16 protein-coding genes and 1 pseudogene are annotated in these 21358 nt (G+C 56.1%); 4 read left to right on the forward strand and 13 right to left on the reverse strand.

Features of this window, described 5'->3' with window-relative positions:
• The first annotated feature begins 74 nt into the window (after nt 1-74).
• Nucleotides 75-677: a peroxiredoxin C gene (locus AU509_RS13085; RefSeq protein WP_085651684.1), complete on the forward strand. Its 603-nt coding sequence runs from the start codon at nt 75-77 to the stop codon at nt 675-677.
• A 111-nt stretch (nt 678-788) separates the two neighbouring features.
• Here the strand turns inward: AU509_RS13085 and proY are convergent, their stop codons facing one another.
• The 5 genes from proY to phoB form a co-directional block, all read right to left on the reverse strand.
• Nucleotides 789-2147, reverse strand: coding sequence for a proline-specific permease ProY (gene proY / locus AU509_RS13090; RefSeq protein ID WP_085651683.1), 1359 nt, complete (start codon nt 2145-2147; stop codon nt 789-791).
• Nucleotides 2148-2220: 73 nt separating this feature from the next.
• The gene (gene brnQ, locus AU509_RS13095) at nt 2221-3540 is read right to left on the reverse strand and encodes a branched-chain amino acid transport system II carrier protein (RefSeq protein ID WP_085651682.1); all 1320 of its coding nucleotides are present in this window, start codon (nt 3538-3540) and stop codon (nt 2221-2223) included.
• A gap of 398 nt (nt 3541-3938) precedes the next feature.
• Nucleotides 3939-5045 (reverse strand): cobalamin-independent methionine synthase II family protein, encoded by a 1107-nt coding sequence (locus AU509_RS13100; protein WP_094118538.1) that lies wholly within the window; start codon nt 5043-5045, stop codon nt 3939-3941.
• Between the two features lie 235 nt (nt 5046-5280).
• Nucleotides 5281-6606: a phosphate regulon sensor histidine kinase PhoR gene (phoR, locus tag AU509_RS13105; protein WP_094118539.1), complete on the reverse strand. Its 1326-nt coding sequence runs from the start codon at nt 6604-6606 to the stop codon at nt 5281-5283.
• A gap of 27 nt (nt 6607-6633) precedes the next feature.
• On the reverse strand, nt 6634-7323 hold the full coding sequence (phoB, locus tag AU509_RS13110; protein ID WP_094118540.1) for a phosphate response regulator transcription factor PhoB: 690 nt from the start codon (nt 7321-7323) through the stop codon (nt 6634-6636).
• Nucleotides 7324-7533: 210 nt separating this feature from the next.
• Here phoB and sbcD point away from each other — a divergent pair, with 210 nt between their 5' ends.
• From sbcD to rdgC, 3 genes are all read left to right on the forward strand, one after another.
• A complete protein-coding gene (sbcD, locus tag AU509_RS13115; protein WP_094118541.1) occupies nt 7534-8766 on the forward strand; it encodes an exonuclease subunit SbcD in 1233 nt (410 codons plus the stop codon).
• Nucleotides 8763-12446, forward strand: a complete 3684-nt coding sequence (locus tag AU509_RS13120; protein WP_094118542.1) for an AAA family ATPase — start codon at nt 8763-8765, stop codon at nt 12444-12446. The genes sbcD and AU509_RS13120 overlap by 4 nt, the downstream gene beginning before the upstream one ends.
• A 142-nt stretch (nt 12447-12588) precedes the next feature.
• A complete protein-coding gene (gene rdgC / locus AU509_RS13125) occupies nt 12589-13500 on the forward strand; it encodes a recombination-associated protein RdgC (RefSeq protein WP_094118543.1) in 912 nt (303 codons plus the stop codon).
• Between the two features lie 53 nt (nt 13501-13553).
• Here rdgC and AU509_RS13130 read toward each other — a convergent pair.
• The 8 genes and pseudogenes from AU509_RS13130 to AU509_RS13155 all read right to left on the reverse strand — a co-directional run bounded on the left by AU509_RS13130 (nt 13554) and on the right by AU509_RS13155 (nt 21355).
• Nucleotides 13554-15343: pseudogene (locus AU509_RS13130) on the reverse strand (methyl-accepting chemotaxis protein).
• A gap of 611 nt (nt 15344-15954) precedes the next feature.
• A complete protein-coding gene (gene ppnP / locus AU509_RS13135; RefSeq protein ID WP_094118544.1) occupies nt 15955-16239 on the reverse strand; it encodes a pyrimidine/purine nucleoside phosphorylase in 285 nt (94 codons plus the stop codon).
• A gap of 85 nt (nt 16240-16324) precedes the next feature.
• Entirely contained in the window at nt 16325-16846 is a 522-nt protein-coding gene (aroL, locus tag AU509_RS13140; RefSeq protein ID WP_085652743.1) for a shikimate kinase AroL, read from the reverse strand.
• A 319-nt stretch (nt 16847-17165) separates the two neighbouring features.
• Nucleotides 17166-18824 carry a multidrug ABC transporter permease/ATP-binding protein gene (locus AU509_RS13145; RefSeq protein ID WP_094118545.1) on the reverse strand — a complete coding sequence of 553 codons (1659 nt, stop codon included), beginning with the start codon at nt 18822-18824 and terminating at the stop codon, nt 17166-17168.
• A gap of 127 nt (nt 18825-18951) precedes the next feature.
• Nucleotides 18952-19437 (reverse strand): uroporphyrinogen decarboxylase/cobalamine-independent methonine synthase family protein, encoded by a 486-nt coding sequence (locus AU509_RS18735; protein ID WP_254901580.1) that lies wholly within the window; start codon nt 19435-19437, stop codon nt 18952-18954.
• Nucleotides 19389-20060, reverse strand: coding sequence for a uroporphyrinogen decarboxylase/cobalamine-independent methonine synthase family protein (locus AU509_RS18740; protein ID WP_254901581.1), 672 nt, complete (start codon nt 20058-20060; stop codon nt 19389-19391). Before AU509_RS18740 ends, AU509_RS18735 begins: the two co-directional genes overlap by 49 nt.
• 213 nt (nt 20061-20273) lie before the next feature.
• Nucleotides 20274-20795 carry a hypothetical protein gene (locus AU509_RS18000; RefSeq protein ID WP_139824054.1) on the reverse strand — a complete coding sequence of 174 codons (522 nt, stop codon included), beginning with the start codon at nt 20793-20795 and terminating at the stop codon, nt 20274-20276.
• Nucleotides 20796-20797: 2 nt separating this feature from the next.
• Nucleotides 20798-21355 carry a hypothetical protein gene (locus tag AU509_RS13155; protein ID WP_139824055.1) on the reverse strand — a complete coding sequence of 186 codons (558 nt, stop codon included), beginning with the start codon at nt 21353-21355 and terminating at the stop codon, nt 20798-20800.
• Nucleotides 21356-21358: the final 3 nt, after the last annotated feature.

The raw sequence follows: 21358 nt of genomic DNA on the forward strand, positions 1-21358 counted from the left end.
ACCCTCGCGAAATACCTATACTCGCTAGGGTTTATTCCCCTCCGCTTTACTCATTTACCACCACGGGAGTTATTATGGTTCTGGTCACTCGTCCCGCCCCCGATTTCACTGCCGCCGCCGTTTTAGGCAGCGGAGAGATCGTTGAAAATTTCAATCTGAAAGAGCACATCAACGGTAAACCGGCCGTCATCTTCTTCTGGCCGATGGATTTCACCTTCGTGTGCCCGTCAGAACTGATCGCCTTCGACCATCGTTACGAAGAGTTCCAGAAGCGCGGCGTTGAAGTCGTAGGCGTCTCCTTCGACTCCGAGTTCGTCCATAACGCCTGGCGCAGCACCCCTATCGACAAAGGCGGCATCGGCGAAGTGAAATACGCGATGGTGGCAGACATCAAACGCGAAATTCAGAAAGCCTACGGCATCGAACACCCGGATGCGGGCGTCGCTCTGCGCGGTTCTTTCCTGATCGACCAAAACGGCATCGTGCGCCATCAGGTCGTTAACGATCTGCCGCTGGGTCGTAACGTTGATGAAATGCTGCGTATGGTCGATGCCCTGCAGTTCCACGAAGAGCACGGCGAAGTGTGTCCGGCGCAGTGGGTGAAGGGTGAAGAAGGCATGGGCGCGTCTCCGGACGGCGTCGCCAAATACCTGTCTCAGAACGCGAGCAAGCTGTAATTTAACAGCCTGTCACGTCAAAAAACCCCGCGGTGGTCGCCGCGGGGTTTTTTATTGACCGCCATTCAAGCCGGATCGGACAATTCGGTCACACCGTCCGGCTTGCGGTCATCAGGCGGCTTTGCGTCGCAGGAAGACGACGTACCCAACCAGCAACAGAGCAATCCACAGACAGCCGGCGTACAGAGAGATACGCGTATCCGGGAAGTAGCCGATCAGGCCGATGATAAACGCCAGGAAAACAATCCCCACCGCAGAAGTCACCGCCCCACCCGGCACCGGGAACGCCAGCGCTTTCGTCTGTTCACGGCTTAGCTTGCGGCGGAAAGCGATTTGGGAGCACAGGATCATAATCCATACCCATACCGTCGCGAAGGTCGCCAGCGAAGCGATAACCAGGAACACTTTTTCCGGCATGATGTAGTTCAGATAGACCGCCGCCAACAGCGCCACCATCATCACCACCACCGTCACCCACGGAATGCCGCCACGGGACAGACGCATGAACACTTTGGGCGCATGGCCCTGTTCAGCCATACCGTGCAGCATCCGCCCTACCCCGAATACATCGCTGTTAATCGCCGACAACGACGCCGTGATCACCACGAAATTCAAAATACCGGCGGCGGCATTAATGCCCATGTGCTGGAAGGTCATCACGAACGGACTGCCGCTGGTGCCAACCTGATTCCACGGATAGATGGACATGATGACGAACAGCGTCCCGACGTAGAACACCAGAATACGCCAGGGGACGGAGTTGATGGCTCGCGGGATGGATTTACGCGGATCTTGCGCTTCACCCGCGGTGATGCCGATGATTTCCACGCCGCCGTAGGCAAACATCACCATTTGCAGCGACAATATCATCCCCATTATCCCGTTACTGAAGAAGCCTCCGTTGGTCCAGAGGTTGTGGATACCCGTCGGCTGGCCGCCGTTGCCTATCCCCCAGATAATGATGCCGATACCCGCCGCAATCATTAGAATGATGGTCGCGACTTTGAAGAAGGACAGCCAAAATTCCAGCTCGCCAAAAACCTTCACGTTCATCAGGTTTATCGCCCCGATGATCAGCACGACGCTCAACACCCAGACCCAGTGCGGCACCGCAGGGAACCAGACGCCCATATAGATACCGAAGGCCGTGACATCGGCAATGGCAACGATCAGCATTTCAAAGCAGTAGGTCCATCCGGTGATGTAGCCGGCCATCGGACCGAGATAATCGCGCGCATAGCGGGAAAAGGAGCTGGCCTGGGGATCGTTGACCGACATCTCTCCCAGTGCGCGCATGATGATATAAGCCGCGACGCCGCCAATGAGATAAGCCAGCAGAACGCTGGGACCCGCCATCTGAATAGCGCTGGCGGAACCATAAAACAGACCGGTTCCTATCGCCGAACCTAAGGCGATAAAACGGATGTGCCGCGCACTTAAGCCACGCTTGAGCTTGGACTCTTGTTCCATATTTAAAGCAACCCTGTTTTACAAACGAAAAAACCACAGGCCGAAGCCTGTGGTGCAAATCCCTCTTGCCGTACTAAGTCCGCGTTGTCGCCGTCTGACGAGCGATAAGCAAATCGTAGGCGGCAGCCACCAGCAACACGGCCAGCGACGGCAACAGCCAGGCCAGCCCTTGTTGACCCAGCGGCAGGTAGTTCGCCCACTCAGGCAACCAGGAAGCAAAGGCCGACGATTTTACGCCATCAATCACGCCGAAGACCAGACTGATCAGCATCGTGGGAGCAACAATGTAGCTGCTGTTATTCCACCAACGCAGGGTAAAGCTCAGCAACACCAGCACGATACACGGCGGGTAAATGGCGGTCAGGATCGGAATAGACAGCTGGATCAGATGGCTCAGTCCCAGGTTGGACACCACCATGGAAAACAGCCCCAGCACAAAGACCAGCGTGCGATATGAAAGCGGCAGATATTCGGCGAAGAACTCCGCGCAGGCACAGGTCAGCCCGACCGCCGTCACCAGACAGGCCACAAAAATCAGTATCGCCAGGAACGCGCTGCCCATGTTGCCGAACGTATATTGTACGTACGCGTGCAGAATCTCAGCGCCGTTCTGAGCGCCTGGGATCAGTTGACCGCTGTTGGCGCCGAGGTGGAACAGGCTCAGATAGACCAGGGCAAGGCCAAGCCCGGCAATCAAACCGGCCATCACGGTATAACGCGTCAGCAGCTTGGCGTCGCTGACGCCGCGCGAACGGGCCGCGTTCACGATCACGATACCGAACACCATCGCGCCCAACGTATCCATCGTGATATAGCCATTCAGGAATCCGCTCGAGAACGGCATCGTTTGATACGCTGGCGCTGGCGGAATAGACGAACCGGCAGGCCACAGCAGCGCGGCAATCCCGAGGATGCCTAACGCGACGATTTTTACCGGGGCCAGAATATGTCCGACGGTATCCAGCAGGCGGCCGGGATAGAGGGAAATACCGATAACGATGGCGAAGTAGACGAGGCTATAAACCAGCAGCGGCATGCCGCCGGAGCCGACCAGCGGCGCAATACCGGCTTCAAAGGAGACGGTCGCGGTGCGCGGCGTGGCGAACAGCGGTCCCACGGCGAGGTAACAGACCGTCGCCAACACAATACCGGCTTTTCGACCAATCGGCGTGCTCAGGGCGTCGATACCACCGCCCACACGCGCCAGCGCGACGACGGTGATGACAGGCAGCCCCACGGCAGTAATCAGGAAGCCTAGTGCCGCGATCCATACGTGAGGACCCGCTTCCAGTCCGACGATAGGCGGGAAAATAATATTACCCGCGCCAACAAACAAGGCAAAGGTCATAAAACCTAATGCCACGATATCTCTGGTTTTTAAACGATAATTCATAACGTATGTCGTGTTGCCTGTAAAACGTACTGAAAAGAGACCGGAACGGGGTCGTCGCCGGTATGAATCCGCTCTTGATTTCGGATGGTGCGCAGAAGTATAGGAATGGTTATTTTCCACACAGCGTTTGTGGTGGCTAAGTAAACCGTTTATAGCGAAAAAATACAAGGCGAGAATATAAAAGCAGAATATCGAACTGAATTATTTGTAATATCCAGTGAATGTGATTAGTTTTTCTTTATAGGCTAACACATGATTTGTGCATTCTATCCCCTTCCAGAGCAATAATATGGCACTTTCATGCCGCCCTGCGCGAAACATAGTCATAATCAAAACTTATTGATATAAAAAACGCCGATATCCAATATCGGCGTTATAAAAGCAGAGGGTATAGGACGTCACCACACTCGTTTCGCAATCTCCACGACGCGTTTCAGCTTATCCCACTGCTCGTCTTCAGACAGGGTATTCCCCTCTTCGGTAGAAGCAAAACCGCACTGCGGGCTCAGGCATAGCTGATCCAACGCAACGTACTGCGCCGCTTCAGCAATCCGATGCTCCACGTCAGCCACCGTCTCCAGCTCGCCGGTTTTAGTGGTGATCAATCCCAGCACCACCTGCTGATGACCCGGACGAATAAAGCGCAGCGGTTCAAAGCCGCCAGCCCGCTCCGTGTCGTATTCCAGAAAAAATTCATCCACATTCACTTCACCAAACAGAATACTGGCGACAGGTTCATAGCCGCCTTCTGCAATCCAGGTGGAACGGAAATTGCCCCGACACACGTGCAGACCAATCACCAAATCGGCCGGTTTGTTGGCCAGCGCCTGATTCAGCACGCGCGCATAGGTGCTGGCGAGAACGTCAGGATCTTCCCCGCGTTCGCGGATCTGGCGCTTCTGGTCTTCGGAACAGAGATACGACCATACGGTGTCATCCAGCTGCAGATAGCGGCATCCCGCCTTGTAAAATGCCTGGATAGCGTCGTGCCAGGTCTGAGCCAGGTCGTCAAAATAGGCGTCTAACGTCGGATAAACAGTGCTGTCGATCGCGTCGCGGCCGCCCCGGAAGTGCAATACGCTGGGGCTTGGGATCGTCATTTTGGCTGAGACGTCTCCCGCAATGCTGTTCAGATAGCGAAAATCGTCCAGCATCGGGTGGCGCGGGTTGAATCTGACCTTTCCGGTGACTTTGATGCTACGGGATTTGGTCTGAATACCATTGAACTGGATACCGTGATCGGCTTCATAGCCCTCAACCCCTTCCAGCCCTTCGAAAAAGTCGAAGTGCCACCACGACCGGCGGAATTCTCCGTCGGTAACGACCTGTAATCCCACGGCTTTCTGACGCTCAACGGCATGCAGAATTTCGCGATCTTCCACTTCGCGTAGCTGCGTCGCCTCGATCTCACCTGCCTGCCATTGCTGGCGCGCCTGCTTGATCGCTGCCGGGCGCAGCAGGCTGCCTACGACATCTGCACGGAACGGAGGTTTAGGTTGTGTCATGTTTGACTCCTGAGTCGCTGCTGGCGGCGGCTGACCGCAGCAGACAGGGTTAATGAGAGAGCGTGGAATATCACGATTAAAATAGACATCCAGACGGCTATAATGACCTCATCCTGACATGAATCGCGTCATTCGACAATAGAATAGTTTTCATTCCGCGTAACAGCGTTGCATGGAGTAAAAGGAGCAAGGAAGCGCTTTTTGCAAGTCATCGCTTTACCGACGACCCGCAGAGTTACAACGGAGAGGGCGCCGAGTGGGGCTGAGAAGAAGGCGATGTCACAATCAGGCGGTTGGGCAGCGTAAACAAAAACCGGGAACCAGCCCCCAGATCGCTGAGGATTTCCAGTCGGGTATCGTGATGGCTAAGCGCGTGTTTGACAATAGCCAACCCCAGACCGCTACCGCCCGTCTGGCGCGAACGCGCCTTGTCAACGCGGTAAAAACGTTCCGTCAGCCGGGGCAAATGCTCCGGCGCGATTCCCGGACCATTATCGCTGACCTGGAACTGCGCGCCCTGCGACGTCTGTTGCCAGGTGACCTCAATGCGAGTCCCTTCCGGCGTATGGTTGATGGCGTTATAGACCAGATTGGAGACGGCGCTGCGCAACTGTTCTTCATTCCCAAACACTATCAGCTGTTCGTTAACGCGAAAAACAATCTCGTGCCTCCCCTGACTCAGGGTCTGTGCCTCGCGCTGCAACACCCGCAACATCAGCGGAATGTCGACCTTTTCATTGAGGTTGATGGCCGCCGCCGCTTCAATTCGGGAGAGCGTTAGCAGCTGTTTCACCAGACCATCCATGCGCCGCGTCTGCTCTTGCATGGTATTGAGCGCCTTCGCCTGCGGCGGTCCGTCCATCGGCCCGTCATGCATCATCTCAAGATACCCTTGCAGCACGGTCAGCGGCGTACGCAGCTCGTGGCTCACATTGGCGAAGAAGTTACGGCGAGCGCCTTCCAACTGATGCATCAGCGTGACGTCGCGCACCACCATCATCGTTTGGCCTTCGGAATAAGGCATTAATCGAAACTCGACGTGGTGGCCGTTATTAAGCTGAAGCGTGAGCGGGCGATCAAACACCTGAGACTGCATATAGCGGGAAAATTCAGGGTAACGCAGGAGGTTAAGCACATTCTGTCCGCTGTCGTCGGGCCAGCGCAGCCCCAGCAGATGTTGAGCCAGTCGGTTGCACCAGATGATCCCGCCCTCTTCCGTCGTGATGACGATAGCGTCAGGGAGCGACTCCGCTCCGCTGCGAAAGCGTTTGATCAGCACCGCCAGCTCGCGTCGACGACGGCGGCTGCGCAGCTGCATTTGATACAGACCGTAAAGCAGCGGCTCCCAACTGCCGCGGCCGGGAGGCGGCGTCATGCTGCGGTCGATCCAAAGCCAGTGAGAAAGGCGCAGCTGGTTATAGTAGTTCCAGCACAGCGCGGACAGCACCGCCACCAGCAAGAACCACGACAGGTAACCGTAGATCAGTCCCAGCAGCAGCGCAGGTAGGCAGAAAATCGCCAACTCCGCCGCCAGCCTTTTCCAGGATAAGCGTTCTAACACGTGAGGTTGTCTCCACAACGACCGGGATCAGTAGCGCGTCGAGAATCGGTAACCGGTTCCCCGTACTGTCTGCACCATTTTGTCGTGCCCGCTGGTTTCCAGCGCTTTACGCAGGCGGCGAATATGAACATCGACAGTGCGATCTTCAACATAGACATTAGTGCCCCAGACATGGTTCAGCAATTGTTCCCGACTATATACCCGTTCCGGGTGGGTCATAAAGAAATGCAACAGCTTGAATTCGGTGGGCCCCATATCCAGCGCCCGATCTTCGGTGGTAACGCGATGGGACGAAGGATCCAGACTGAGGCCGCGCATTTCGATCACTTCTTCGACGGCCATCGGGGAGATTCGGCGCATGACCGCCTTGATACGAGCCACCAGCTCTTTGGGGGAGAAGGGTTTGGTGATGTAGTCGTCCGCGCCGACTTCCAGACCTTTGACCCGGTCTTCCTCTTCACCGCGCGCGGTCAGCATCATGACGGGAATATCGCGGGTCAGCGTTTCACGCTTCATGTGTTTGATGAACTGCAAACCGGAACCGCCGGGAAGCATCCAATCCAACAATACTAATTCGGGATAAGGTTCCGACAGTCGATTGACCGCGCTATCGTAATCTTCGGCTTCTACGGGCTGATAACCGTTCTGTTCCAGAACGAAACACACCATCTCACGGATAGGCGCTTCATCTTCTACTACCAAAATGCGTCTTGCCATCGTTAATCCTGCCGTTAATCGTCGCTATTGGCGTGCGGTGGGGATTATGCGTCAGTTTTATGACAGATTTATGATAACGCGCTTCCCCTGACATCCCCGATTAACTGACCGCATCGGGGCGGATATTCCCTGAGACAGCCTAAACTGTCTGTCTATAATCGCCGATAATCGTAACACTCAGCCAACCCCGACGCCTCAACAGGACGCCCCATGCAAATTATCCATACCTCCGACTGGCATCTTGGACAGTACTTCTACACCAAGAGCCGGGCCGCGGAACATCAGGCGTTTCTGCGCTGGCTGATTGAGCAGGTGGAGCAGCATCACGTCGATGCCGTCGTCGTGGCCGGCGACATTTTCGATAACGGCACGCCACCGAGCTACGCCCGGGAAATGTATAACCGCTTCGTCGTCGAGCTGCATGAGACCGGCTGTCAGCTGGTTATTCTGGGCGGCAATCATGATTCCGTCGCTACGCTTAACGAGTCGCGACTGCTGCTCTCTTGCCTGAACACCCAAGTCATCGCGAGCTGCGAAGGCGATATTGAAGAGCAGGTCATCGTCCTGAATACCCGCGAGGGCGAGCCCGGCGCTCTGCTGTGCGCGATCCCGTTCCTGCGGCCGCGCGACGTGCTTACCAGCCAGGCCGGGCAGTCGGGCGCAGACAAACAGCTGGCGTTGCAGGAAGCGATTGCCGACCACTATCAGCGCAGCTATCAACTTGCCGTGCGCCGCCGCGAAGCAATGGGCCTTACGCTGCCGATTATCGCCACCGGACACTTAACCACCGTGGGCGTTACCACCACCGATTCCGTGCGGGATATCTATATTGGGACGTTAGATGCCTTTCCCGCTCAGTCGTTTCCGCCGGCGGACTACATTGCACTCGGCCACATCCACCGCCCTCAGCGCATCGCTCAGACGGAACATATTCGCTACAGCGGTTCGCCCATCCCGCTGAGCTTTGACGAGCTGAATCACGAAAAATCGGTGTATCTGGTACATTTCGAACAGGACAAACTGGAAGATGTCACTCCCCTGACGATCCCCACGACTCAGCCAATGCAGTTGGTCAAAGGCAGTCTGCCCGAGATCGAGCGCCGGCTGGCCGGTTTTCGTGAATACGACGGTGAGAAACCGGTTTGGCTGGATATTGAAATCGCCACGCAGGACTACCTGAGCGATATCCAGCAGCATATTCAAAATCTGACGGACGACTTGAATGTAGAAGTGGTACTGTTACGCCGCGCGCGCGAACAACATCTGCAAATGCTGGTCCAGCAAGAGAAAGAGACGCTGGACGAGCTGCTGCCCGGCGAAGTTTTCGAGAGGCGGTTGGCGCTGGAACCGGATTTGGAGGAGCCTCAGCAGCAGCGTTTGCGTACGCTGTTCACTCAGGTGCTGCAAGAAGTGGAAGACGATAGCCAGGAGGCAAAAGCATGAAGATTTTGAGTCTACGGCTGAAAAACCTCAACTCGTTGCAGGGCGAATGGAAAATCGATTTCACCCGCGAGCCATTTATCAGCAATGGTCTGTTCGCCATTACCGGTCCCACCGGCGCGGGCAAGACCACGCTGCTGGACGCCATTTGCCTGGCGCTCTACCACCAGACCCCGCGCCTGAAAGTCACCCCCAGCAACAACGAACTGATGACTCGCCACACCGCGGAATGCCTTGCCGAAGTCGAGTTTGAGGTGAAAGGCACCGCCTATCGCGCATTCTGGAGCCAGCGCCGCGCGCGCAATGCGCCGGACGGCAATCTACAGGCGCCAAAAGTCGAGCTGGCGTACTGCGCGGACGGCAAAATCATCACCGACAAAGTCAACGACAAGCTGTCGACCATCGCGCAGATTACCGGTCTGGATTTTGACCGTTTCACCAAGTCCATGATGCTGTCTCAGGGACAGTTCGCCGCCTTCCTCAATGCCGACGCCAATGCGCGCGCCGAATTGCTGGAAGAGTTGACCGGAACGGACATCTACGGGCGGATCTCAGAGCGCGTTTTCGAGCAGCATAAAGCGGCGCAAAGCGCGCTCGAACAGCTACAGGCGCAGGCTGGCGGCATTGAATGCCTGAGCAGCGAACGGCGTGCGGAACTTGAACAGCAGCTCAGCGAGCTACAGCAGCAGGAGCGGGACAACGCACGTCATCGCGATGACATCACCGCCCATCAGCGCTGGTTTGAAACGCTGCAAGAACATCAGCGGGCGCTCGCATCAAGCCAGGAGAAACAACGATCGCTGCAATTAGACAGAGTCCAGGCAAAGCCCCAACTGGAGCGTCTGGACGCTAGCATTCCTGCAGAAAAGCTGCGCCCGATCTACAGCGAACGCCAACGTTATGTGCAGGAAAAGACGCATCTGGCGAATCTTCTCGCCAAACTCGATCTGCAAATGACGCAACAGCAGAGCACGCTGGCGCAACTGCAAACGCAGAAAGAAAACGCCGCTACGCGTCAGCAACAGCACGTCGAAGAACGCCAGCGTCAAGAAACGCTGATCGGCGAGCAGGTCCTGCCGCTGGACCAGCGTATCGCCACGCTGCGGGAACAACGCGACCAGCAGCAGAAGTCTCAGGACCAGCAGAAGCAGCTGCAAAAAGATCTGATCGAAAACCAGTCCAAACTGCGTCAGGAGCGCGAGCACGTTCAGACGCGGCTGGCCCAGATCGCCGAATTCAGACAGCAATACAGCGTTTATCAGTATTGGGGCAGCCACATTCCGTTATGGGAAGCTCAGTTTCCCCAGTTGCAAGCGCTGCGACAGGAGCTGAAATCCCAGCACACCAAGACCGCCGAGCAGCAGGTCCGCGCCGATTATTTCCAGCAGCAGCGCGCGACGCTGACAGAAAAAGAACAGGCGCAGCGGACGACGACGGAAGGCGCCCGGCAAAATTACGAACAGCTGCAACAACGTATTCAGGAGCGTGAAGCCTCTCTGTCGACGGACGCCCTGCGTCAGCAGTTAAGCGATCTGGCGGCTCAACGTCAGGACCGTCAGCAGTTCGCCACCCGTGCGACCGTCCTGCAACGTCTGCTGAGCCAGCATACGCTTCTGGAGTCACAGCTTCTGGACGATCACCACCGCATCCAGCAGTTGGAGCGGGAACAGGAGCAGCAGCGTCGTGAGCATCAACAACGCGTCGGCCACCTCGACGATCTCGATAAACGGCACGAACTGGAGCAGCGCATCGCCAATCTGGAAAGCGAGCGTAAACAGCTGCAGCCCGGCAAAGAGTGCCCTCTCTGCGGCTCCACGCACCACCCGGCCATCGAGCGCTACCAATCGCTGCGTCCGTCCGAAACCCAATTGCGGCTGCATACGCTGCGTCAGGAGGTCGACGCGCTGCAGGCGAAGGTGGTGCAGACCACCACCCAGTTGCACCTGTTACAGCAGCAACGACAGCAGCAGCATCTGCGGCTGAATCAGGTGAACGATGAAATCGCCGTCCTGCGTCGGGAGTGCCAAAATGTCAGTGAGCGCTTGCATATCGATTTTGACCTGAATCAGCCGGAAGCGCTGACTCGCTGGCAGGAACAGTGCGACGAGCAGGAGAAAGCGTTGCAGTCTCAGCTTGCCGAGCGCGAACACATTCGACGACAGATTCAGGATAGTAAGGATTTACTGACCTCCGCGCAGCAGTCGCTGCAGCAAACTGAACAGCAGCTGGCGCTGAATGCGCAGCAGCAAGAAACGTTGACCCAGTCCCGTGAGGAATTACAGCAGGCACAGGAAAAAACCGAGAAAGAGCGGGTGCGTCTGCACGACGCGCTGAGCCATAAACTGGCCGAGTTCCATCTCGTCGCGCCCGCCGATGCCCAGCAAGAAGAGTGGCTGAACCTCCGTCGGCGCGAATGGCAGCGCTGGCAGGAGAACGAACACGAACAGCACGTCTGTGAACCCAAGCTCTCTGCGCTGAGCGCCGACACCGAACATACGCAGCAGCGTCTGAAAGAAACGGAGGCATCACTCGCTGCCTTGCAGCAGCAACTGAAAGCGACGCTGCAATCGCTGGAAACGGCGCAGCAGACGCGCTGGAATCTATTGGGCAATCAGAGCGTCAAAGATGTTCAGGCGCAACTGCGTCAACAGGCGCAGGATGACGAACGCGACCTCCGACTGGCGCAAGAGAAATGGCAGTCGGCTCAGTCGCAGCTCAGTCGGATGTCCGGCGAGAAACAGTCGCTGGAACAGCAGTTGCAGCGCACCGAAAATACGCTGACGGAAGCGGCCAGCCGCTTTACCGACGCGTTGCAGGCCAGCCCGTTCAATGATGAAAACGACTTCGTGCGCGCGCTGTTGAGCGAGGAGGCGCGCGAGCAGCTCACGGCGCTGAAAGAACGATTCAATCAACGTCAGCAGCAGGCCGATGCGCTCCACGCGCAGGCGGAAGAAAAACTGACCCAGCATCAGGCGGCCAGACCGGCATCGCTACCGGAAGACCTGGTCTATGCCGACGTGCTGCAAATGCTCGTCGAGATCGGCAACCTGCTGAAAAACGGCGCGCAGCAACAGGGCGAGATCCGTCAACAGCTGCAAAGCGACCAGCAGTTGCAGGACAAACAGCGCACCTTGCTGGAAGAGGTTGCGCGGCGCAGACAGCAGTGCGAAGACTGGGCGCAGCTGAATCAGCTGATCGGATCTCAAAAAGGGGACAAATTCAGACGATTTGCACAGGGGCTGACGCTGGATCATCTGGTGTATTTGGCCAACCGCCAGCTGTCGCGCTTGCACGGACGCTACCTGCTTCAGCGTAAAGCCTCCGATACGCTGGAACTGCAGGTGGTCGACACCTGGCAGGCGGACGCCACGCGAGATACCCGCACGCTCTCCGGCGGCGAAAGTTTCCTGGTCAGCCTGTCGCTGGCGCTGGCGCTTTCCGATCTGGTGAGCAACAAGACCCGCATCGACTCGCTGTTCCTCGACGAAGGCTTCGGGTCGCTGGATGGAGACACGCTGGACTCCGCGCTGGACGTGCTCGACAACCTCAACGCGACGGGGAAATCCATCGGCGTCATCAGCCATGTCGAAGCAATGAAAGAACGTATTCAGGTGCAAATCCGCGTGAAAAAACGCAATGGGCTGGGAATCAGTCAGTTGGACAGTCAGTACGCGGTCAAATAATCCCTGCATCACTCCCACACCCACCCGGCGGGCGACGACAACCTCGTTTTTATCTTAACGTCGCCCGCCTCAGTCGTTATCATGCGCGCTGACATTAATCCTGCGCGCGTCTTCTTTTTGCGCATCAGCCTGGAATAACAGAATGCTGTGGTTTAAAAATTTAATGATTTATCGCCTCAGCCGCGACGTCCGTTTGTCCGCGGATGAGATGGAAAAGCAGCTGGCCTCATTCTCCTTCACGCCGTGCGGCAGTCAGGATATGACCAAAAGCGGTTGGGTGACGCCGATGGGTTCCCACAGCGATGCCTTGACGCATGAAGTTAACGGCCAAATTCTGATCTGCGCCCGCAAAGAGGAAAAGATCCTGCCGTCGCCGGTCATCAAGCAAGCGCTGGAAGCCAAAATCGATAAGCTGGAAAACGAACAGCATCGCAAACTGAAAAAAACTGAGAAAGACGCCCTCAAGGATGAAGTGCTGCACAGCTTACTGCCGCGCGCATTCAGCCGCTTCAGCCAGGTTTGGCTGTGGATTGATACGGTCAACGGCCTGATTATGGTCGATGCCGCCAGCGCCAAAAAAGCGGAAGATACGCTGGCGCTGCTGCGCAAAACGCTCGGTTCTCTGCCCGTGGTGCCGTTGACGATGGAAAGCCCTATCGAGCTGACGATGACCGAATGGGTCCGCTCCGGCACAACGCCGCAGGGCTTTGCGTTGCAGGACGAAGCCGAGTTGAAGGCTATTCTGGAAGACGGCGGCGTGATTCGCTGTAAGAAGCAAGACTTGGTCAGCGACGAAATTGCCGCGCATATCGAAGCGCAAAAGCTGGTGACCAAGCTGGCTTTGGATTGGCAGGAACGCGTTCAGTTGATGCTGTGCGACGATGGGTCGCTGAAACGCCTGAAATTCTCCGACGAGCTGCGGGAACAGAATGACGATATCGACCGTGAAGATTTCGCGCAGAAATTCGATGCGGATTTCATTCTGATGACCGCTGAACTGGCGGCGCTCATCGCTAACCTGATCGAAGCGCTGGGCGGAGAAGCTCCGCGTTAATGCCCTCCGCTTCTTCGTCAACACTCCCCCGCCGAAAGGCGGGGGAATGACGATTACAGTTTGAAGTGTCCGACCGCCGAATTCAGCTCCTCGGTTTGCGATTGCAGCGAAGCAAACGCGGCGGCAGATTCCTGAACCAACGCCGCATTCTGCTGCACCATCGAGTCCAGCTGCGCCATCGCCTTGTTGATCTCCTGAATCCCGCGCATCTGCTCTTCCGATGCATGGGTGATCTCTGACATTACCGTGGTCACCGTCGACACGCCGCCAACGATTTCATTCATGGTGCTGCTGGCCTGGCGCACCTGTTTCGAACCTGCGCCTACGCTGCGTACCGTCGATTCGATCAGCTCCTTGATCTCTTTTGCCGCCTGGGCGCTACGCTGAGCAAGCGCTCGCACCTCTCCTGCAACAACCGCAAATCCTCGCCCCTGCTCACCGGCTCGCGCGGCCTCGACCGCGGCGTTGAGCGCCAGAATGTTGGTCTGGAACGCAATGCCGTCGATCACGCCGATGATGTCGCCGATTTTACCGGAGGCCACCACGATATCATCCATGGTCACAATCACGTCCGAGACCACTTTGCCGCCGCTGCGGGCGTCTTTCGCCAGTATCAGTGAGCGCTCATTCACATGCTGCGCCGATCCCGCCGACTGAGTGACCGTCGCCGAAATCTGTTCCAGCGCCGACGCCGTTTGCTGCAGGCTCGCCGCAGACGCCTCGGTTCGAGAGGACAAGTCGTTATTGCCCGCAGAGATTTCGTTGGCCGCCATCTGTAGCGAGGCGCTCACGTCGCGAATTTGCAGCATAATCATGCTGAGTTTGTCGACGAACGTGTTGAACGAGCGGGCGATTTGCGCCACTTCGTCATGACCGTCATCCGGCAAGCGACGGGTCAGGTCATTCGTCCCATTGCTGATGTCGTCCATAGCATCACGCACCTGCAACAGACGTCTCAGAGACGAATTCACCATCAGGCCCACGATCAACGATCCCAGCAGCGCAATGACCACCAGCGTAATCACCGATGTCAGGAGCAGCGAGTGCATCCCCGCCGTGGCCTGCGCCTTATCCAACGCCACCAGCACATACCAGTCCGTCCCCGCGACAGGCTTAGCCAACACCAGCTTGCTGACGCCGGAGAGGGTGACCTCGACAGGGGTTTTGGCGGACAACACGCGATCCAAGGCAATATCCGGCGCGATATCCTTCAGCGGCTTCATCGTCAGCTCGGGGTTGGGGTGAGCGATGATGGTGCCGTCGGCCTGAATGAGCAGACCGTAACTCTCGGTCGTAGGATGAATGGCGTTGACGTTGGCAATGACGTTCTTCATCGCCATATCGCTGCCTACCACGCCTTTGAGGGTGCCGTTATCAACCACTGGCGCCACAAACGAGACCACGATGGTATTCGTGACCATGTCCACGTAGGGAGCGGTCACCAGCGGTTTTCCTGCCTTGACCGCCTGCTGATACCACGGCCTCACCGTCGGGTTATAGTCTGCAGGGATACCGCCTGTCTCGACGAACTTCGCCGTTCCGTTGGCGTAGCCATGTACACGTTGATGAAGTCGCCCGAATGGGTAATCTGTCGGAAAATCGGCACGGGATCGTCGCTACCCGCGGCGACGTCGTACAACGAAGCCATCATCTGTTTTTTAGATTCCACCCAGTCGCCGATAGCCAAACTATGGCTTTCCGTGACGGCGGACAGCATATTATTAATAGATTTGTCGTTATATTTCCCTGCTACCTGGTAATTCAGGAAGGTATTAATCATCAGAGAAAATACGATAATTGCGGTACATACAGCCAAAATACGAGCGCGTGTAGTCTTGAGCATAATAGTCAACCATTCGTAATAAGGATTTGAATATCCAATATAATTTCCTCAATCAAATGCAGAGGCTTTCTTTTCTTTATAGACTCGGCCAGCGTTTTGCGTCCCCCTCCTGTTTAGCACCCTTCTCTCCCGCGCCGCTGCGGGGCCTCTCAGCAAAATACAACGGGAGGCAATTTATTCACAGCGTTATGTCCTTTTTTTAATATAAGAAAATAGCATCAGAAATCAGGAATGGCGTAGCTGCGCGATCCATCAATAAAAATAGAACACCTTGTGCCATAGGCAATTTTTATATTTCAAATAAGCACATAAAGTTTTTATTTATCCTGCCGATAATGCGCCGCTTAAAAATAGACAATCACAGATTTATATATGATGCATAAATAAATTTACGACGTCCGTTAATGAATTTAATTATACGAAGAATAACGCATCAGCGCGTGAATAGACGGAATGTCATTCCCTCAATAACAACGTGTAGAGAAAAAGAAATACCTCCTGGCGGCAGGAGAAGAGAAGCAACAACAGGGGAAATACCGTACGGCCTGATACCTCAACCGCGGGACAGCGAGCACCTTTTCTGACGGTGCCCGCCTTTCAGACGATGTAAATTAGAGATATTTGCACAGATAAGCCGTAGGTTCGGCAACCTGCAGATTAAACTCGCTCTTCCCCGGGACGGAGAACGTTTCTCCTGCGGAGAACAGCTGCCACTCCACCGTCCCCGGCAGAAGCACGTTCAACGCGCCGCTGATGACCGTCATTTCTTCGGCCTGACCTGTCCCGAAGGTGTACTCGCCTTCCGCCATAACCCCTACGCTCGCGCGGCTATCGGCGCTGTTATCAAAGCCGATCGATTTTACTTTTCCTGAGAAATACTCGTTCACCTGCAGCATACAAACATCCTCTTATCGAACAGTCATCATGTTATAAAAAATCATAGGGAAAAAGACCGTACCGGCTGTCGCCCGCGATGCGGATTCAAGCCGCCGCCAGTCTGAGCGCCTGCAATACGTCCGCCACGATGGACTCGGGCGTCTGTGTCGCATCAATGACGTGGTGCGCGACAGACTGATAGAACGCCTCGCGTTCAGCCAGTACCGCCGCCATTTCCGCCGCAATCGGGCGTCCCGTGAGCGTGGGCCGTTGCTCGGCCTGAGGATCGGCAACCAACCGTTGGGCCAGTAACCCTGCCGGCGCATGCAGGTAGATGACTCTTCCCTGCTCTTGCATAAAGCGGCGATTTTCGTCCAGCAGGACGATGCCGCCGCCGGTGGCAATGACGCTCTCAGGCTGCGTTACCGCCTGAAGCGCCGCGCTCTCGCGACGACGAAAACCGGGCCAGCCTTCCTGTGCGACAACATCAGCCACCGTCAGCTGGCTGGTTTCCTGCATGAAAATATCGGTATCAACGAACTGATAGCCGAGCGCGCGCGCCAGTTCCCCGCCCACGGTAGTCTTGCCACACCCTCTGGCGCCAACCATAAAAATCGGTCGTGTCATGTAACGACGAGTCCTTAATTAATCATAGAACCTATCCCACAAGGCGTTATTGCCGCCGCCCATTTGGACGCCACCAGCGCAGTGAAACCGGCGCGCACACGAGAGTGCGAAAAGGTTTCAAGCACGGCCAGGCCCGAATGACCGCTGACATCGCCCGCAGAGAATAGGCTCTGAGTCGACGGCCATCACATCAGCCGTCTTCGGTCATACCAAGAGTTGAATCATACAAGCAAAGCGAGGGAATAAGAATATCGAACCGCCGCAACGCGGCGATGACACGGGCGTCAACGCAAGAAAGTGGCGAGGGGAAAGCGGCTTGTCAGCCCGCCTCGCCCTCTTCGGGACGGTTGATCCTCGCGACGGCATCGCGGCTGGCGTCGGCGCGAGCTTGCCCGGTCAGCTCAACCAGTAGACCGGCGCGCATCTCCAGTAAACGATCCGCCTGACCAAAGTAATAATCGTCATGGCTGATCGCGATGACCGTTTTGCCTTCGGCCATCAGGTACGGTAACAGCACCTGATAAAACACGCGTCGGAACTGGGGATCCTGATCGGCGGCCCATTCATCCAACAGCAGGATTTCTCGCTGCTCCGCCAGCGCCAGTAGCAACGCGACCCGCTTACGCTGCCCCTGAGACAACGACAGATTTTCGATTTGGGTCCCGTTCAGCTTCAGTTTGTGCTGCATATTGAGACGCTCTACCCAGCGTTCGATCAGCCTCGCGGGCGGCGCTTCGCCTTGCGGTCCCATCAGGCGGTCAAACAGGTGACAATCGGTAAAGACGGCGGAGAACAGCGCCTGATAATTCGGCAGCGATACCCGATTGCCATCCAATAGAATCTGTCCACTGACCGGCGTGTAAAGCCCGGTCAGCAGCATCGCCAGCGTGGACTTGCCGCTGCCGTTGCCGCCGATGATAAACACCTGCTCGCCACGTTGAATACGCACGTTGATCGGACCAATATCAAAGCCGGATTGCCCATAGCGGAAGCAGACGTCGCGTAGTTCGATACATTGCCAGTGCGACGGGGCCGCGAACGCCGGAAACCCTTCTTGATAAGGATTTAGCTTGAGTCGACGCAGTTTATCAAACGCCACCTGTGCGCTGAGCAGCGTCGGCAACGCGCCGACCGCCTGCAACAGCGGCGTGCGCAGGAATAGCAGCGTCAGCGAATAGGTCGCGGCCACCGTGTTGTCCGCCCAGCCCAGACCATTCGCCATAAAAAACGCCGCGCCAATCGTGCCCAGCATCATAATATTCGACCAGTTGATGGCGCTGAGATGATAGGAGTCAGCCCGCACAATATGGTGCTGATATTCGTTGGCATGCTGCTGATAATCCTCTTCGTACAGCCGCTGAGCGCGGTCCCGATTCAGTCCCAGCTCCTTGCACCCCGAAATGACCCGCTCATAGTCTTCATGCAGGCTATCCTCCATTTCCCTCACGCGGTTGAAATGGCGGTAAACGCGCGAGACCAGCCAATATCCGCCCCAAATCGTGATCGTCACCCACAGCGTAGTGAACAACATCATCCGCGGTGACAGCCACGCCAGATAACCGGCTGCGCCGACGGTCAGGACGACGCCTTGCACCAGCTCCGGCAGTCGAACAAAAGCAATAGTGATACTGCGGATATCGTTAGAGAGGCTGGCGAGCAACTGAGCATGGCCAATGCGGGTAATGCGTTCCACGCCCGTATCCAGAATACGTTTGATGAGCTGTCCGCGCATGCGGCTCACAAAGTGGTGCCCTAACAGCGTCAACGCCAGCTGGGCCCCCAACGTGACCAACATCAGAAACAGAAGTAAGCCCAGAAACTGCGGCAGCACCCAGAGGTCTGAATGCGTGGTGGCAATGAGCCGCTGATTGATGAACGCGATCAGGCCGATTCCCAGCGCCGCGCTGGCCAGACTCAGCAGAATGACGGCGAAAAAAGGCCAGCGATATTGCCGGTAAACAAGGTGAATCAGCTCCATGGGATCCCGCATGATGAGAAGTTGGATGCAGCCAGTGTAGTTAGCGGCAAAACGATATCAATCAGTTATTAAAGGCGGCTGCGATTAGCACCGCCTTTTTCACCAACCGGCTCACGGATCCTGGGACTTAATCCGGGATCAGCCAGGCGGCTTTTGCGATGTCGACGACGTGCCTGAGCTTGGCCCACTGCTCCGTTTCGCTCAACACGTCATCCCCATTTTGTGAAGCGAAACCGCAGGTCGGACTCAGCGCCAGCCTGCGCAGCGGCATATACAGGGATGCCGTGTTGATAGCCATCATGACCAGCGACGGGTCTTCCAACTCGGCCTGCCGACTGTTTACAATCCCAAGCACGACCCTCTGATGGGTAACGTGACGAAGCAACTCCAGTTCCGCCGGGCGGTGGTCGTCATATTCCACCATCAGGCAATCCACCTGCGCGTGCGCCATCGCATAAGCAATGGCATTGAGGCCATCGCCATAGCGCCACTGACCGGAAAACTCGCCCCGGCACAGATGCAGACTAATAGACATGTCTTCCGGTTTGTCCACTAACGCCTGATTCAGCGTACGAATGCACAGATCCAGCAGATACTGCGGGTCGTTCCCCATCCCCTGCTCATGCGCAATGACGGCGTGGTCGGAGAGATAAGCCACATCATGTCGTCCAGCTGCAAATAGCGGCAGCCCGCCTCATAAAATGCCCGTATCGCCTGTCGATAGGCGTGGGACAACGCGCTAGCGTAGGCCTCAATCGACGGATAACAGCCGTTATCACGCAGAGAGGGATGCAGCAGCATGGTCGGGCTCGGTAGCGTCTGCTTGGCCAGCAGTTCGGATTCGCCACCAATGGCCTGATGCAGAAAGCGAAAATGCGCCAGGAACGGGTGAGAGGCTTCAAATTCAATCTCTCCCACGATCTCAATGCCGATCTCGCCCTTCTTTCGCCCGCCGGACGGTTCGGGGAGTCGTTGGATTCCCGAAAGATGTTCGAAGAAATCGGTCTGCCAGCAAGCGCGCCTCAGTTCACCGTCAGTCAGAACACGCAACCCGCAGGCTTTCTGCTGATCTATCGCATGCTGTATTTCTGTGTTTTCGATGTAGGTCAGTGCGTCGCGAGAAAGCCGCCCCAGCTCCCAATCCTGGCGCGCTTGCCGTAGCCGTGACGAGCGAACGAAACTGCCGATGTGTTCGGCATGGAAAGGCGGGGGCTGCTTGTGAGTGTTACGACTCATGAAAACGGATCCTTTTGATTAACTGTCGTGATTTGCGCTTCTCTGCGCTCTGTTTTTCACTTAACGCCATCACCAGGGTCACATTGTCGGCAGACATCGCCTTTTTCCGGCAAACACTGCCGCTCGACCCTCGGTCGGTGATGAAAAAACATGGCTTAACTTATTGAAGTTACTGGCAAGAGTCACTTTAAGTAATTATTTTTTTTGAAACATTTAGATCCGGTTTTTCACCGAGTCCATCACAGGAAGATTCGGTATCGAAGAGTGAAAATGGGAAAAACGTCGAATACACCGGGGGCGAATAAGGCGGTCAGGCAACTTATTCAGCGCAAGGATACCCGAATAAGCGCGTTGAAGTCGTCGGACTTCCGGGGGGCAGGCGCCGTTTTTGTTCGTTTTTGTTTTTAAAAGATGAATGGCGCAGAAAGTGTGATGCGGAAGGCTGGCGATAAGGGGGTTCACCCGGGCCATAACGTAAAAATAGGCGGACCGAAAAGTGCGGTCCGCCGATAACAACAAGGTGCGTAACATGAAGATTTGTCGGTGGCTAACGACATACGAAACAGGGCACATCATCAAAACGATAAATGCAGATATTCCGGTCGCTGTTTGATACGCAGTAAAGCGAATCCGGTGCGAAAGTCCATACGTCAGAAACAACGCCTGATTAACCGGAATGGGCTTTATCCAAAAACGTGCGACACCCGCAGCAAACTCGGAAAACAACGCAAGCATTGTTATGAGTTTGTCGAGGAAACCTCAGAAGAACCTATCATCCCCCAGGCCATCTCTTCCGAGCCAGCCCCCATCATTTGCTGTATCTTTTCGTAAATTTCGGCGGCGGAGAGGCCTTTATATATTCCTTTGCTGTAAAAGCTGAACATATCGCTGTCCGCACTGCTGCTGTCTTGCCCCATTTTGACGAGTTCCTCGGTGGTGACCGGCTCGCCGGAAAAGGCGTCGTGCGCCTCCCAACTGCCGTCGGGGTAACTGATCATCGACACCAACGTGCCGCCGTACATGGGGATCCCATTCATCATTTGCAGAGAACGTTCCAGCGACTCGGACTGCACCTCTTCTCTGTCGTCCTTCGCCTGCTGGGCTTCGCGAGACTGCAATTGAGTCTCCAACTCCTCCAGCCGCTCGTCGGTCGATTGAGTTGAATCCGATGCGCTCACGGTGCCCGTGGTGAACGCCTGCGTGGCAACGTCGCTAAAGCTCGCCCCCGACTGGCTATTGTTCAACGGAAAGCCGCTTGTGCTATCCGCGGTGGATGAGCCGCTCTTATTCGCCACGCT

Source organism: Lonsdalea britannica, assembly GCF_002111595.1.
Taxonomy (GTDB): domain Bacteria; phylum Pseudomonadota; class Gammaproteobacteria; order Enterobacterales; family Enterobacteriaceae; genus Lonsdalea; species Lonsdalea britannica.